Origin of the sequence: Actinomyces sp. ph3 (assembly GCF_000308055.1) — a bacterium.
Classification (GTDB): Bacteria; Actinomycetota; Actinomycetes; order Actinomycetales; family Actinomycetaceae; genus Pauljensenia.
In genome coordinates, this window is sequence record NZ_CAGY01000001.1 from 128,244 (window position 1) to 141,341 (window position 13,098).

A 13,098-nucleotide genomic window follows, 5' to 3' on the forward strand; every position below is an offset into this window, starting at 1 on the left:
GGTGTTAGCAGTTCTTGGTCTGATATTTGGAATTGTCGTTGGCGTCCTCATCGACCCAACTGTCCCCACGTGGCTTCAGCCCTTCCTGCCGGTCGCTGTTGTTGCTGGCCTCGATGCTCTTCTCGGTGCAGGCAGAGCTTGGCTTGAAGGGACATTTCAAGACCGCGTTTTTGTGATGTCCTTTTTCTGGAACGTCGTGGTCGCTTGCCTATTGGTGTTCTTGGGGACGCAGTTGGGCGTTGGCTCGGCCATGACAACTGCAGTCGTTGTAGTTCTTGGAATTCGTATTTTCTCGAACACTGCTTCAATCCGTCGTTTGATTTTTAAGGCCTGAGAATGGGACAGCACGCGAAGAAGACCCAAGCGACTGCTCAGGCTCAAATGGGTGAAGCGGGGGAGAAGGCAACCGTCGATTCCTCGGTAAAACCCTTGGGGGCGCGCCTCAAAGCAGCGATATTAGCGATGCCTCGAGGAACGCATCTTTTACTTTTTGTGATCTGCCTAATTCTTGGGATTGCCTTAGTCACTCAAGTTCGAGCGCAACGAACAGACCCGCTCACCTCGCTTAGTCAGGAAGAACTGGTTGAACTCCTCGACAATCTTTCTGTCCAGGAACAAAACCTTCGTGTTGAACGCGGGAAGCTCGAATCCCAAGTCAGTCAGCTTGAGGACGAGTCTCAAAAAGAAGAGGCCGCAGCGAATGCCGCGAAGAAAGCTGAAGAGCAGGCCAAAATTAACTCGGGGCAAGTCGCTGTCCACGGTCCTGGAATCGAGATGGTTATCAGCGATCCCTCACATTCTTTGAGTGCAACGCATTTTGTGATGGCGCTGGGTGAACTCCGAAATGCGGGTTCTGAGGCCTCTGAAATTAACGGCCATCGCGTCACTGTATCGTCAAGTTTCACCAGTGACGGGGGAGTGATCAGTGTGGACGGACAGGCCCTATCAAGCCCCTACGTATTGAAAGTCATTGGTGATTCACAGACCATTTCTACGGCTCTAGAAATTCAAGCAGGTAGTGCGGCTCAGATGCGCGCAAAGGGTGCTTCAGTAACAATCACGCAGATGAAAGATCTGAAGATCACCTCGATTTCGACACCCAAATCACCGGAATTTGCAAAGCAAATCGGTTAAAAGCCTTCGCGAATACAAGGCCGCCACACTATACTGTTGCTATTGTCCCTCAGAACTGGAGCGAGTAATGGAAAACCAGAGCCAAGAGTTTGACCCGACTGCAACTTCGGTCTTCAGCCTGAATACTGTTGAGGAAGTCGCTGACGCGCCTATGCCTTTGTCGGCGCGCGATCAGGACGCAGTCAATGCTCTTCCTGCCGGCTCTGCACTTCTCATTGTTCAACGCGGGCCTAATTCGGGTGCACGATTCCTCTTGGATGCGGAAGTAACAAACGCAGGTCGTTCGCCTCGTGCAGATATCTTCTTGGACGACGTCACTGTCTCGCGTAAGCACTGCCAGTTCCTGTCTCGCGATGGCGGACATACCGTCCGCGATTCTGGCTCGCTCAATGGTACTTATGTCAATCGTGAACGTGTTGAGCAGGTTGAGCTCCACGCTGGAGACGAGGTACAGATTGGCAAGTACCGCCTGACCTACCAGCCCTCACCTAACGCCCAATGAGTGCGCGCGCTCAGCGCAAGGCCTCGGAAGAAATTGTTGAACCCTGGCCGCGCGGAATTAGTCGTGAGCCAGAGCTTTCAATCGGTCAGCTGGTTGAACGCCTCAAGGCTGAGTTTCCTGCAATCACGCAGTCAAAGGTACGTTTCCTTGAAGACAAGGGGCTTGTAGTCCCTGCACGTACTTCTGCTGGGTATCGTAAGTATTCCCAAGCTGACCTTGAACGTCTCCGCTACGTTTTGGCTTCTCAGCGCGATTCCTATTCGCCTCTTGATGTAATCCGTGATCAGCTTCGAGCACTTGATGCGGGGCACGAAGTCTCCCGTCGACGCGCAGCCCAGGTCGTTGCTTCAGAAGGCAAAGTTGTTTCTTTGGGAAATCGTCGCTCGATTCCCGCTGCAGACCTTGCGGATCTGACGGGATGCGAACTTGCAGCGATTGAACGCTATGTGTCTCTTGGTTTGGTCACTCCCGACATTGCTGGTTATTTTCCCTCGCGAAGTGTTCAGGTAATTTTGCAGATTCGTGAGCTCGAGGCCCTGGGAGTTGACGCTCGTACCTTGCGCTCGGTACGTCACGGCGCTGAGCGAAGCGCTGATCTTATCGATCAGACAGTCCTATCCCAGACTCCTCGTGATCGAGCGATTGATCGCGAACGGCAGAACAGCCGACGCCTGGAGCTAGGGGAGAGGTTTGCGCAGCTTCATCACGAGATGTTGCGAGTAGCTTTGTCACAATTGACCGACGGAGGGGTGTAACCTTCAACTTGAACTTGAAGGCTCGCCGTGTCGTTTATTGACCGGCAAGCTTCAACTTCGTAATCTAATTTCAGTTCGGTCATTCCTCAAGCAAGGAGCATTCGTGAGCGCAGAACCGCTGGGTAGCATGCAGGGGCGTCAGCCTATGCTCTTTGGCGACCCTTTGGAGGGGCGCGATGGTGACGATGTTGGTTACCGAGGCCCTGTTGCCTGTGCGGCAGTTGGAATTACCTACCGTCAGCTTGATTACTGGGCGCGCACCGGCTTGCTTCAGCCTTCAGTCCGTGCGGCTAAAGGCTCGGGATCTCAGCGTTTGTATTCATTCAAGGACATTCTTGTCCTGAAGATCGTCAAGAAGCTGCTTGATGCAGGGGTATCTCTTCAGCAAGTCCGCACTGCAGTGACTCAACTTCACCGTCGCGGTGTTGATGATCTTGCCTCGATCACCTTGATGAGTGACGGTGCATCGGTCTACGAGTGCACCTCGACAGATGAAGTTATCGACCTTCTTCAAGGCGGTCAAGGCGTGTTTGGAATCGCTGTCGGTCGCGTCTGGCGTGAACTCGAAGGTTCTCTGGCTGAACTTCCTAGCGAGCGAGCTGAAGAAAACGTCCTTGTTGATGAACTTGCAGCCCGTCGTGCAATGAAGCGTTCGGTTTCTTAATCACTTCGCCCGGCTCACTCAAACACCAACATCTCATACACATATTCATGGGAGAGTGGCTTCATCAGCTATGCGTTTTGGAGCCGTTTCCAGATTCCCATTACTTGACATAATGTACATTATCGGATCGCGGCTAATGTGCTGAAAGCATAGTTAGAACACTGCTCAGCCCTTTATCAGCTAAACTTCTACTATTCGATTATTACTGCGGGAGGATCAAGGTGGCAGATCGCGCGTTACGCGGAATGCAAATCGGTGCTAAGTCGATGGAATCTGAAGATGGTGTTGTCTTCGCTGATCGATTCACAGCAAAGTACTTGTGCACAAACGGACACCAATTTGAAGTTCCCTTCGCAAGCGAAGCAACACCGCCTGCAACGTGGGAATGCAAATGCGGACAAATGGCTGAGCTTATCGGCGAGGCAACGGAAGACGAAGAACAAAAGCCCGCTAAGCCCGCTCGTACTCACTGGGACATGCTTCTTGAGCGTCGTTCGATTGAAGAGCTTAACGAGGTTCTTCAAGAACAGCTCGCTCTTCTACGCGAAGGCAAGCTGCGCCTAGAGGGCCACTACCGCAAAGGCTGATCGACTTCTGAATAACTTGACATAATGTGGGCCCGCCACCTTGGCGGGCCCACATTATCTTTCTGCCTTTTTCAGCGACGAGACGAGAATTTGCGCTTAATACCGTTCTTCGTCACCATGACCAGCTCTTCTACAAAGATCGCACCAGAGAGCTTCGATTCCCCAAGTTCTCGCTCGTCGAAGGTAATAGGAACTTCGACGATCGTCGCCCCCATAGACTCAGCGAGAGTCGTCATTTCAACTTGGAAACCGAAACCAACCGTTGAAACCTTCTGGAGAATGCCAGTCTCACGCAGCCAAGAGGCTCGGTGAACACGCAAGCCCGCCGTTGCATCTTTAATTCGAGTTCCCAACCAGAAATTGATATACGCGTTGCCTGCACGTGACAGTGCAACCCGCCAGGGTGCCCAGCCATTCGTTTTTCCACCCGGAACCCACCGCGAACCGATGACCATATCAGGTTGATCAGGTCCAGCCATTCGTACAAGTAGTTTGGGCAGGTCTTCTGGACGGTGCGATGCATCTGCATCCATTTGGATGAGGAAATCGAAACCCATTTCGAGGGCTTGTCCGAGTCCCTCAACATATGCAGTTGCAAGACCGGACTTTGCAGGCCGCGTGTAAAGATGAAGGCGCGAATCAGTTTTCATGCGCTCTTGGACCCATTCTCCCGTTCCATCGGGAGAAGAGTCATCAACAATAAGAATGTTGAGCTCCGGGAGCACCTGATGAATGCGCGTGAGAAGACCTGGCAAAGACTCAACCTCGCAATAGGTGGGAATAACCGCCACCACTCCCCTGCCGGTTTCATACATCATCGAGTCGGTCATCAGCGGCGCTTTCTATGTGAACGAGAAATGGTTTGAAATGCGAGTGCAACCAGAAGAATTCCAGTGAGCACCCAGCTAATTTTAGCGGAATACGGCGCAAAATGTGCTGCCCATGTCAATGAGCTTCGAAGAGGCAGGTCACCAGTGAGCGTTGCTGATTGCATCCGTCCGCTTTGAGAAAGAAGGCTTCCATTCGGCCTGACAAGGACGGAGTTTCCAGTCGTTGATGCTTGCACAGTCGAGCGAGCAAATTCGATCGCCCGAAATTGTGAAATCTGCGCCTGTTGTGCGCCCTCCGCACTGGTCCCAAAGTGATAGTTGTTGGAGGGGATCACAATGATTTGACCACCAGAATTCACGCCTTCGGCAAGGAGATCTTCATAAGCCACTTCGAAGCAGATTCCAAGTGCAAGAGGGACAGTGCGACCGTCTTCTAACTGAACATCGAAACGCGATGAATTATTGACCGCTTCAAGATCAATCCCTACTTGGGCCGCCTCGGTCGCAAGCCGCGAAACAAGTGATCGTGCCGGAATGTATTCCCCAAAAGGTACCGGAATCTGTTTGCCGTAATAGGATTCGCTCAGTCCAGTATCTGGGTACCAGACTCCCATGTAGTTGTATCGACGATCCTGATCTACACGTGTGATCCCGACAAGAATTGGCGCATCAATATCCTTTGCCGAGGTAGAAATAAGGTCCGCTATCAGCCGGTTATATTTGGGGTCGCGGTCAGTTGAAGACTCGCCCCAGACGACTAGGTCGACCTTCTCCCCCGTTTGTGCAAGCTCACTGGTCAATCGCGCATGGTTTCCAGTAACCTTCCCAATCTGAGAGTATGTCTCTAGGGCAGGAAGCTCAATATTTCCTTGGATTGCAGCAACCTTGATCGATCCTTCTTCTTGAGAGGCATGCAGAGGAAGTGCCATGGGAATAATGACTAAGGCACACGCAGACGCAAAGCACAAAGGTCGCGAATACCAATGTCGATCCTCACGCGAAAAATCAAAACTTCGTCGTAGAAGCACTGCGCAGAAGACAACCACAGCGCTCACAAGTACTTCCCCACCCCAAGGAGCAAGACGCCCCAAAGGCGTCGCAACTTGAGGGTACGCCAAATTTCCCCATGGGAAGCCCGACCACGGAAAATGAGAACGAAGTTGTTCTATACCGACCCAAGAAACAGCAGTAACAAACGCTTGCCCCGCAGCGGAGTTCGCCCACGAAAGCCGCATAAGACCACTCTCAAGTGCGCCCCACACAGCGAAGAAGAATGCTTCCACAAAACTCAACGCAATCCATGGCAGCTTGCTACCGCCCGTCGCCTGAATAGTCCACGGAATAAGCAAAAGCCAGAAAGCCATCCCGCAAATCAGCATGTAGACGAAGGCCCGCCAGGCACCGACGCGATCAACACGAGAAAGAAGCAATGCAAAGGACGGGATTATCACAAGAGGAAGTGAAATATCGGGAAAGGCTGCCCACAGACCAATACCGGCAATTAAGCAAAGCACAAGGTCAATAGCGCTACCTTTAAACCCACGCTTTAGCCTTTTCTGAGTCGCTGTCTTTACTCCCCTTCCCAAGAGACAACTCCTCTCAGAATCAGTCTGCGCGCCTGACGAGCGACCGCTGAAGTTTCTGCAGACGCAACATGGGCAATTTGGTCGAGCAGATCTACTACCTGCCGAATCCAACGGACAAAGTCACCTGCGAGAAGAGGCGTCCCCCAGATGGCGGTCGTCAAAGTTGCCCCATTGGCCCATGCCATTACAGCCTGTGCAAGCCCCGGATCGAGTTCTGGGGATTGAGGAACCCCAACACTCTTCTCCACCGACATCACCGCCTGTGACAACGAAAGAGTTTCTTCCCACGCCTGCGCCAACGCGCTTGACGCAGCAGTCCAGGGTTCAACCGCTGCTGATTCTTCGCCTCGAGATTGGTAGACACACGTCGAAACGATTGCAGCGAGTTCGGGAGCCGAAAGACGATCCCACACACCTCGTCTAAGGGCTTCAACAACGATCAGATCTCGATCGCCAAAAATACGACGCAGCAGCTGTCCGGAATCTGTTACGAGATCATTTTTCAAGAACCCCATTCGATCGAGGACTTCGCACACTCGATCAAATTGTTGTGCAACCGAGTTCGTGCGTCCATCGATTCGTTTGAGAAGCTTCTCGTACTCAGCATTTTTTCGCGCCCAGTTGTGACCGGCACGTGCATGTTCCTCGCGATGTGGACACGAGTGTACGGGATGCGACTTAATCGCCATGCGAAGCTGAGAAATCTCTGCATCTATCGGCAGCGAGTCAAGAGCTTTCTTGCCCCCTTTGTGCTCAGATCGAAGGGTCCGGATCCGCTGTGCCCATTCCTCACGTCCACGATGACGGCGTAAGGCCTCGGAAGGAGGAACACGAAGGTGCGCAACGAGCTCAAATGCACCCGAGAGGTCATCTACGCTCAGAGTATGCAACCTAGCATCGGCGCCCAAAGTACGAAGCAACGGGCGAAGGCCAGCGGAATGCTGAAGCTCCAAAACCAGGTAACGATGCGCTTTCCGCTTAGTACCAATATCGAAAACCTGCCCGGGTTTCAGTGAACGGAAAACCTCCTGATCCTGTTCCTTTCGCTGGAGGCTACGCTCTCGTGAGGCTTCTTTCTCCAAACGCGCGAGCCGATCACGCATGGAGAAATACTCTTGAGCGTTCCCGCGTGAACAATCGACTCCCTCTCCCAGGGAATCCAATTCACGCTCTAACGCGCGTGCGCTTTGGGCGAGATGGACAACCGAAGAATCGGCTTGGAATTGTGCAAACGAGGATTCCAGGACCTTGCGCGTCGCCTTACGTGTCGAATGCGCCAGAAGATTAACAACCATGTTGTAGGTCGGATGGAAAGCGCTAACCAGCGGGTATGTTCGTTTCGAGGCCAAAGCGGCAACTTCCTCGGGGGCGATATCCCGACGTCCGCTGACAACCACGTGCCCTTCAACATCGATACCGCGTCGTCCCGCACGGCCAGATAACTGCGTAAACTCACCCGCAGATAAGCGTACGTGTTCGACACCGTTCCATTTTTGGAGCGACTCAATCACCACCGAACGCGCAGGCATATTGATTCCCAGCGCAAGTGTTTCTGTCGCATAAACAAGACGAATAAGCCCCATTGAAAACAGCTTTTCAACGGTTTCTTTCATCAGGGGCAGCAAACCGGCATGGTGAGCCGCGATGCCTCGTTCCAGAGCTTTAATCCAAGAGTCAATACCTAAAACTGCGTAATCCTCTGGAGGGATCATCGCCGTAGCTTCCTCTGCGATACGCCGGATTTGCTCTGCCTGAGATCGGTTCGTCAAAGTGACACCCGAGGCGATCACTTCGCGAACAGCATCCTCACACCCAGCCCGCGAAAAGATAAAAACAATTGCGGGAAGCAGATTGGCACGATCAAGGGTAATGACAGTCGCTGGACGTGAACGGAAACGCCGTTGATGAGCGCGTCGACCTTGCGGAGAGCAGGCATAGAGCAGTTCTGGGTTCAAACGCTGAGATTGCCCAGAACCACGTCGTGATGGCGCGTAGACGTCGTAAAGTTCTCCATCGACAAGCATGTGTTGGAATAAAGGCACCGGTCGCGTCTCGGAGATAATGACATCGCAAGAACCCCGAACTTGGCCAATCCATTCTCCGAATTCTTCGGCATTCGACACTGTCGCAGAAAGAGCAATGACCTTTGTATGTTGAGGAAGATGGATCAGCACCTCTTCCCAGACAGGTCCACGAAAACGGTCGGCTAGATAATGAACTTCATCCAGCACAACATGACTTAAGTTACTGAGGTCTGCTCCCATATAAATCATGTTGCGCAGGACCTCTGTCGTCATGACGATGATGGGAGCATCTGGATTAATCGACGTATCCCCAGTCAATAGACCAACGCGCGCTTCGCCATAGCGCTTCTGAAAATCAGTAAACTTCTGGTTTGATAACGCCTTAATCGGTGTTGTGTAGAAGGCGCGCGAACCCGTCGAAAGCGAAAGCGCGACGGCAAATTCGCCAACAACTGTCTTCCCAGCGCCGGTAGGTGCTGCAACCAGCACACTGTGGCCAGCTTCTAAAGCATCCATTGCTTCGATTTGGAAGTGATCAAGGGTGAAGCTCAAGCCCTCTACGTAGCGGCTTCTGAAAGATCGATCAATCTTTTGCTGCTGTCGAAACTGTGCCATTCCCTCTGCTGGCGACCAGGAAGATTCTTGTGGCTCGGCGGCCTCCATACTCGCGCGGCGTCTCTTTCGCTTTGGACTCACGCCTCGCTCCTGATCATCTTGGCCTCTTCCCAAATTTCCATCGCGCTCCGAGCGTACTCACTGACGCGCTGCATCCACTCCGACGGACATTCAATGATATCGGCCGAAATATCACACAGCAGCGCAAGGATCCATTCCTCGTTCCAAATAGGCAAGGAACATGTGATCATCTCTGCATCTTCAGAAATCACAGTAGATTCGAAGTCCTCGCATATCCATCGCGCATTTGAGGAGATCGTCAGCGTCAGCGTTGAAGGAGCAGGCTCAGAAGGAATTGATACCCTCGGGTGCTTCTCACCGATGACAAGATTATTCATCCGATCTACGCGATAGCTCCTGTGAGTTTCCCGAGTTGGATCCCATGCATCAAGAATCCATCCGGTGCTTAAGTGTTTGAGTCTAAGCGGATAGACACAGCGAGTATAAGATCCTTCAACACCGAGGTACTCAAAAGACACCTCGCGCAACTCATCGATCGCATTACGCAGACCAATAACGTGTTGAGCGCTAATCTCTTGCTGTGTGTCGAGGGAATTTAAGCTTTCCTGCTCAAGGTGAATCACCTCAGAACTGTTTTGCGCTTCTCCCTCGTCTTGGCTTGCACGAGAAGCAAGTTTTGCAGCAGTACTCAGCAAAACCTCTTCCTCAGAGTCACTGAGGTAAGGCGCAAGAGCACGTAACGCAACTAGGAGAGCCGCGGCCTCGGCAGGGGTGAGCTTAGGAAGAGAGGGGGTCTGACTTCCGCGAAGAACCACCACTCCCTCTGTCTCATACAGATCCCAATCCAGCCCGTAGGAACGATCAATCATCGAGTCGCCGATTTGCCCCATGTACTCTAAATCGCGGCGAACTTGGCGTGAACTTCGGCCGAAATGCTGAGCGATCTGACGAACATTGTGGCCAGGATTATCCATAATCCACGAGGCCATGGCGAGGATCCGTGCGACCTGAACTGGAGCTTCTTCAGGCATTTTGGCCTCCGTTCAGAGACAACGCACTCTGGAGTTTGTTCTGTAAATCCGAGGCAAACTCAGTCGGCCCGAGAGGGACAACATCGTGAGCATGAGACAAGATGAAATGGGTCCAGAAACTGTAAGGAGCAACGTGGCCGCGGAAGCGTTGCCATTGGTCCGTGTCTGCCCCTGTAGCTTTATCGTCGCGCAGTGCGCTCTTCCACGCTTCACTGCCTACTCTGGCTAAGAAGCTCGGCTCAAGTGGACGTGAAATACCGATCGTTGGGCGGTCCGAGGGACGAGGGTAAGCATCGCCGGGCTCTCCAAGCACCTCGATCGGAGGCAGAATGCGCGAAAGCCTGAAGCTACGTTCATCGCCTCGGTCAAGGTCATAGCCTTGAAGATATATTGCTGAACCAGAAATGAGGAGATTCCATGGCTCCACAGCGCGATTATCGGTTCCCCTGGGACTTCTATATGCAAAGGAAACAACGCTCGCTGAAGTGATCGCTTGGAATAATGGAAGGACATGTTCAGCGCCCGAGAGATGAAAATCAATCGAAGACTTGCGATTTGCTATGGAAGATGCCCGCAACTTTGTCGAGGCAAGCTCAGTTGTTGACGGATCATTCCATGCTGTCGAGGCTAAGTCGAGCAGCGAAAGTTCTTCGAGGGAGAGCTTAAGCAGCTCAGAATTTGACCGGCGTAAGCGGTAAACGAGCTCATCGCCACGCGGTTGAACCTCAATGTCAACACCAATTTTTTTAAGCGTCTCTTTATCGCGAGTGAAAGCTGAATCGAACGCGGTGTCACTCAATTTTCGGTAATGCGTCAACCTGCGAATCTGGGAACGCGAACGCCCGCGTTCTGCATACGTCAGTTCAAAGAGCAGGTCGAGGATACGCACACTGGTATCGTTGCTCTCCACAATGCCCCCTCCTTGTGACAAAATCGATGCACGCTTTAGCCTAGTGCGCGAAAGACCTTGCAGCTACTAAACACACTGTTCACCAATACACGCGGAGAACAAGATGCGAATTCTTCTATCGGCAAGCGATTTTACGAATGCCACTAATTGGCTTGCTCGTTGCGCCCGCGATTTTTGTGGTGGTCGCCACTCTCACAACATCGATCTCTATCTTGCCGGTAGCGATCCGCTGGAGCGCGATCTACGCAAACTAGCCACTCCCCTAGCAGCTCAGATTCATATTGATTTCATCCCGCATAACGAGGTGATTGCATTGTTGGATCGCGCTGATATCTACATTCATTGCGCGTTGGTCGAAATTGAGGCCTTCTTCTGCAAACTCTTCGGAATTACCGAAGAAAGTGATTCCCTCAGCCCGAAAATCGGCAAGCTGAGGGAATCACTATCTTGAAGCCGCAAAACTACGACTGCGGGATGTAATCGTTTGTCATCACTTGATCAAGAGTGACTTCGTGCTCGAGAAGCCCCGAATTTGACGACATAAAGTTGATCATCTCTTGCCAGCGATTTTGATCTTGTTCCAATGAAACCTTCGAATTCGCTCCCAAAATCAGTAGATTCGTCGCATTGAGAATCTGGGTGGCTGTGGAGCGCGTTTTATCATCAGTCAGGGTAGTGTCACGCTTCTCAGTGGCAGCAAATGCTTGATCTGGATGCTCGACCGCAGCTGTCATCCCCTGTTGTGTTGCGTGAAGAATTTTCTTCAGCTTTTCAGGATTTTCCTTCGCCCACTTCGATGTCGTGACCAGAGATGCCGAAATCAAAGGAATGGTGCAATCACAGTCAACAACACGGGTATCGACGCCAGCAGCAGAAAGCTGAACAGCATCATTGTTTGCAAAGCCGACAACTGCATCAACGTCTTTATTATTCAATGCAGAAACTTGGGTATAACCAATGGATACAACACTGATGTCAGATGTCGTCATGTGGGCGCTGGCTAAGTAGGCTTGAAGGGCGAGCCATGAAGATCCGTATTCTCCTGGGATTCCTACTTTCTTCCCCTTCAAGTCACTAACGCTCTTGATTCCGGTATCGGCACGGGTCAAGATCACGTTGGGCTGCTCACGGTAGTATTGGCCCACCGAAATCACATCCATGCCCTGTGATCTGGCTTGAACTACTTCGTCGCCCGTCGCGAGGACAAGTTGTTCTTGTCCGCTCACAAGAGCGGTAAATACTCCTTCATCATTGCCATGATGGCGGATATCGACCTTTACTCCTTCCTTGGAGTAATCGCCATTATCCTCGGCAAGGTAGACACCGGAGAATTGAACATTTGGCACATAGGTCAAACCAATAACGGTCGTGTCAGATGATGACGAGGTGCTGGAACAACCACTCATCACAAATCCTGCCGTAAGTAAACCGGCAATTCCACGAACAATAGGACGCATAATGCTCTCCAATAGTATGTCGCACCTAATCTGTTTCAACCATCACGCGTGAGCGCTTTTCCCATGCGGACATGAGTGTGTAGATGACAACTGCCTGTATACACAGAAGAAGAATCACAACAAACATTCCTGCAGTATCGACATTCGTGCGCATCTGAGAAAGGAGCATTCCCAGCCCCTTTCCTCCCATCACCATTTCCCCGACGACAGCACCTGTAATGGACAAAGTAAAGCCATTGCGAATGCCGGCAAGAATCGCTGGTGATGCAAGTGGAATTTCAATCTTCACCGCCATCGTGATCCCTGCTGCCCCGTCAAGCTGTGCCGCCTCGCATACTTGGCGGTCCAAGGAGCGTAAGCCAACCAGGGAGGAGATGAGAATAGGGAAGAAAGCAATCAATGCGCAAAGCATCGAAATTGGAATCAACCCGTAGCCGAACCAGAGGACCAAAAATGGTGCCAAGGCAACGGCGGGTAAAGCCTGCGAGGTCCCTAAAAGGGGTTCAATAGCCTCGGCGATGGTACGGAAACGGAAGATCAGGTAGCTCAATGGAAGTGCAACGCACACACCAATGAATCCACCGACTAGGGCCTCGACTCCAGTTCGCGCGAAAGCGAGCCAAAGCGAAGGCTGTTGAACAAGGGAGTATCCTCGGGCGAGGACGGCGTACGGCGAAGGAAGACGCCACGCTTGAATCCCGCTAAATGCGGTGATCGCCCACCAAAAAAAGACTAAGCAGACGATGACAATAAGCGGGGCGATAACGGTGAAGCGGCGAGGTGCTCGACGGCTCACGGTAATCCTTCCCGCACTTCGAGCTATGCAGCCGCTCAGCAGACACTAGGCCCACTCAACTACTTCTCCCATCCAGGCTTTAACTGTCGGTACTGGAATTACACCAGTTCAACCGCATCGAATGATGCGGGTCGCGGACTTTCACCGCCGGCTCGGACTTACACCGACCCCGAAGTACATAGTTAT

General features: G+C 52.1%; 14 protein-coding genes and 1 riboswitch. Of the genes, 7 read left to right on the forward strand and 7 right to left on the reverse strand.

The annotated features are described in order from the left end of the window. Window position 1: 1 nt before the first annotated feature. From HGAS_RS00535 to HGAS_RS00560, 6 genes are all read left to right on the forward strand, one after another. The gene (locus HGAS_RS00535) at window positions 2-334 is read left to right on the forward strand and encodes a small basic family protein (protein ID WP_009409423.1); all 333 of its coding nucleotides are present in this window, start codon (window positions 2-4) and stop codon (window positions 332-334) included. Between the two features lie 2 nt (window positions 335-336). Beyond that, window positions 337-1,134 (forward strand): DUF881 domain-containing protein, encoded by a 798-nt coding sequence (locus tag HGAS_RS00540; protein ID WP_019126020.1) that lies wholly within the window; start codon window positions 337-339, stop codon window positions 1,132-1,134. Between the two features lie 67 nt (window positions 1,135-1,201). Continuing rightward, window positions 1,202-1,636, forward strand: a complete 435-nt coding sequence (locus HGAS_RS00545) for an FHA domain-containing protein (protein WP_009409421.1) — start codon at window positions 1,202-1,204, stop codon at window positions 1,634-1,636. Beyond that, window positions 1,633-2,391: a MerR family transcriptional regulator gene (locus tag HGAS_RS00550; RefSeq protein WP_009409420.1), complete on the forward strand. Its 759-nt coding sequence runs from the start codon at window positions 1,633-1,635 to the stop codon at window positions 2,389-2,391. The genes HGAS_RS00545 and HGAS_RS00550 overlap by 4 nt, the downstream gene beginning before the upstream one ends. A 127-nt stretch (window positions 2,392-2,518) precedes the next feature. After that, window positions 2,519-3,055 (forward strand): MerR family transcriptional regulator, encoded by a 537-nt coding sequence (locus HGAS_RS00555; RefSeq protein ID WP_009409419.1) that lies wholly within the window; start codon window positions 2,519-2,521, stop codon window positions 3,053-3,055. A 221-nt stretch (window positions 3,056-3,276) separates the two neighbouring features. Then, window positions 3,277-3,642, forward strand: coding sequence for an RNA polymerase-binding protein RbpA (locus HGAS_RS00560; protein WP_019126022.1), 366 nt, complete (start codon window positions 3,277-3,279; stop codon window positions 3,640-3,642). Window positions 3,643-3,713: 71 nt separating this feature from the next. Here the strand turns inward: HGAS_RS00560 and HGAS_RS00565 are convergent, their stop codons facing one another. From HGAS_RS00565 to HGAS_RS00585, 5 genes are read right to left on the reverse strand one after another with little or no spacing between them, the layout of a single operon-like run. Beyond that, window positions 3,714-4,472: a polyprenol monophosphomannose synthase gene (locus tag HGAS_RS00565; protein ID WP_009409417.1), complete on the reverse strand. Its 759-nt coding sequence runs from the start codon at window positions 4,470-4,472 to the stop codon at window positions 3,714-3,716. Then, window positions 4,472-5,986, reverse strand: coding sequence for an apolipoprotein N-acyltransferase (gene lnt, locus HGAS_RS00570; RefSeq protein WP_019126023.1), 1,515 nt, complete (start codon window positions 5,984-5,986; stop codon window positions 4,472-4,474). Before lnt ends, HGAS_RS00565 begins: the two co-directional genes overlap by 1 nt. A gap of 56 nt (window positions 5,987-6,042) precedes the next feature. Then, window positions 6,043-8,745, reverse strand: coding sequence for a DEAD/DEAH box helicase (locus tag HGAS_RS00575; RefSeq protein ID WP_019126024.1), 2,703 nt, complete (start codon window positions 8,743-8,745; stop codon window positions 6,043-6,045). 29 nt (window positions 8,746-8,774) lie between these two features. Continuing rightward, on the reverse strand, window positions 8,775-9,749 hold the full coding sequence (locus tag HGAS_RS00580; RefSeq protein WP_019126025.1) for a helix-turn-helix transcriptional regulator: 975 nt from the start codon (window positions 9,747-9,749) through the stop codon (window positions 8,775-8,777). Further along, window positions 9,742-10,659 carry a helix-turn-helix transcriptional regulator gene (locus HGAS_RS00585; protein WP_019126026.1) on the reverse strand — a complete coding sequence of 306 codons (918 nt, stop codon included), beginning with the start codon at window positions 10,657-10,659 and terminating at the stop codon, window positions 9,742-9,744. Before HGAS_RS00585 ends, HGAS_RS00580 begins: the two co-directional genes overlap by 8 nt. A gap of 103 nt (window positions 10,660-10,762) precedes the next feature. On the opposite strand from HGAS_RS00585, the gene HGAS_RS00590 reads away from it, so the two are divergent. Continuing rightward, on the forward strand, window positions 10,763-11,110 hold the full coding sequence (locus HGAS_RS00590; RefSeq protein WP_019126027.1) for a hypothetical protein: 348 nt from the start codon (window positions 10,763-10,765) through the stop codon (window positions 11,108-11,110). 10 nt (window positions 11,111-11,120) lie between these two features. Here HGAS_RS00590 and HGAS_RS00595 read toward each other — a convergent pair whose 3' ends face one another. Further along, complete coding sequence (locus tag HGAS_RS00595; protein WP_019126028.1) at window positions 11,121-12,116, reverse strand: ABC transporter substrate-binding protein; 996 nt, start codon at window positions 12,114-12,116, stop codon at window positions 11,121-11,123. 25 nt (window positions 12,117-12,141) lie between these two features. Next, on the reverse strand, window positions 12,142-12,912 hold the full coding sequence (locus tag HGAS_RS00600; RefSeq protein ID WP_019126029.1) for an ABC transporter permease: 771 nt from the start codon (window positions 12,910-12,912) through the stop codon (window positions 12,142-12,144). Window positions 12,913-12,968: 56 nt separating this feature from the next. After that, window positions 12,969-13,093, reverse strand: a riboswitch (FMN riboswitch). Between the last annotated feature and the right edge of the window lie 5 nt (window positions 13,094-13,098).

Coding starts and splice junctions, on each gene's coding strand:
- HGAS_RS00590 (WP_019126027.1), top strand. CDS start 10,763: ATGCGAATTCTTCTATCGGCAAGCGATTTTACGAATGCCACTAATTGG.
- HGAS_RS00540 (WP_019126020.1), top strand. CDS start 337: ATGGGACAGCACGCGAAGAAGACCCAAGCGACTGCTCAGGCTCAAATG.
- HGAS_RS00595 (WP_019126028.1), bottom strand. CDS start 12,116: ATGCGTCCTATTGTTCGTGGAATTGCCGGTTTACTTACGGCAGGATTT.
- HGAS_RS00545 (WP_009409421.1), top strand. CDS start 1,202: ATGGAAAACCAGAGCCAAGAGTTTGACCCGACTGCAACTTCGGTCTTC.
- HGAS_RS00580 (WP_019126025.1), bottom strand. CDS start 9,749: ATGCCTGAAGAAGCTCCAGTTCAGGTCGCACGGATCCTCGCCATGGCC.
- HGAS_RS00555 (WP_009409419.1), top strand. CDS start 2,519: ATGCAGGGGCGTCAGCCTATGCTCTTTGGCGACCCTTTGGAGGGGCGC.
- HGAS_RS00550 (WP_009409420.1), top strand. CDS start 1,633: ATGAGTGCGCGCGCTCAGCGCAAGGCCTCGGAAGAAATTGTTGAACCC.
- HGAS_RS00565 (WP_009409417.1), bottom strand. CDS start 4,472: ATGACCGACTCGATGATGTATGAAACCGGCAGGGGAGTGGTGGCGGTT.
- HGAS_RS00575 (WP_019126024.1), bottom strand. CDS start 8,745: ATGGAGGCCGCCGAGCCACAAGAATCTTCCTGGTCGCCAGCAGAGGGA.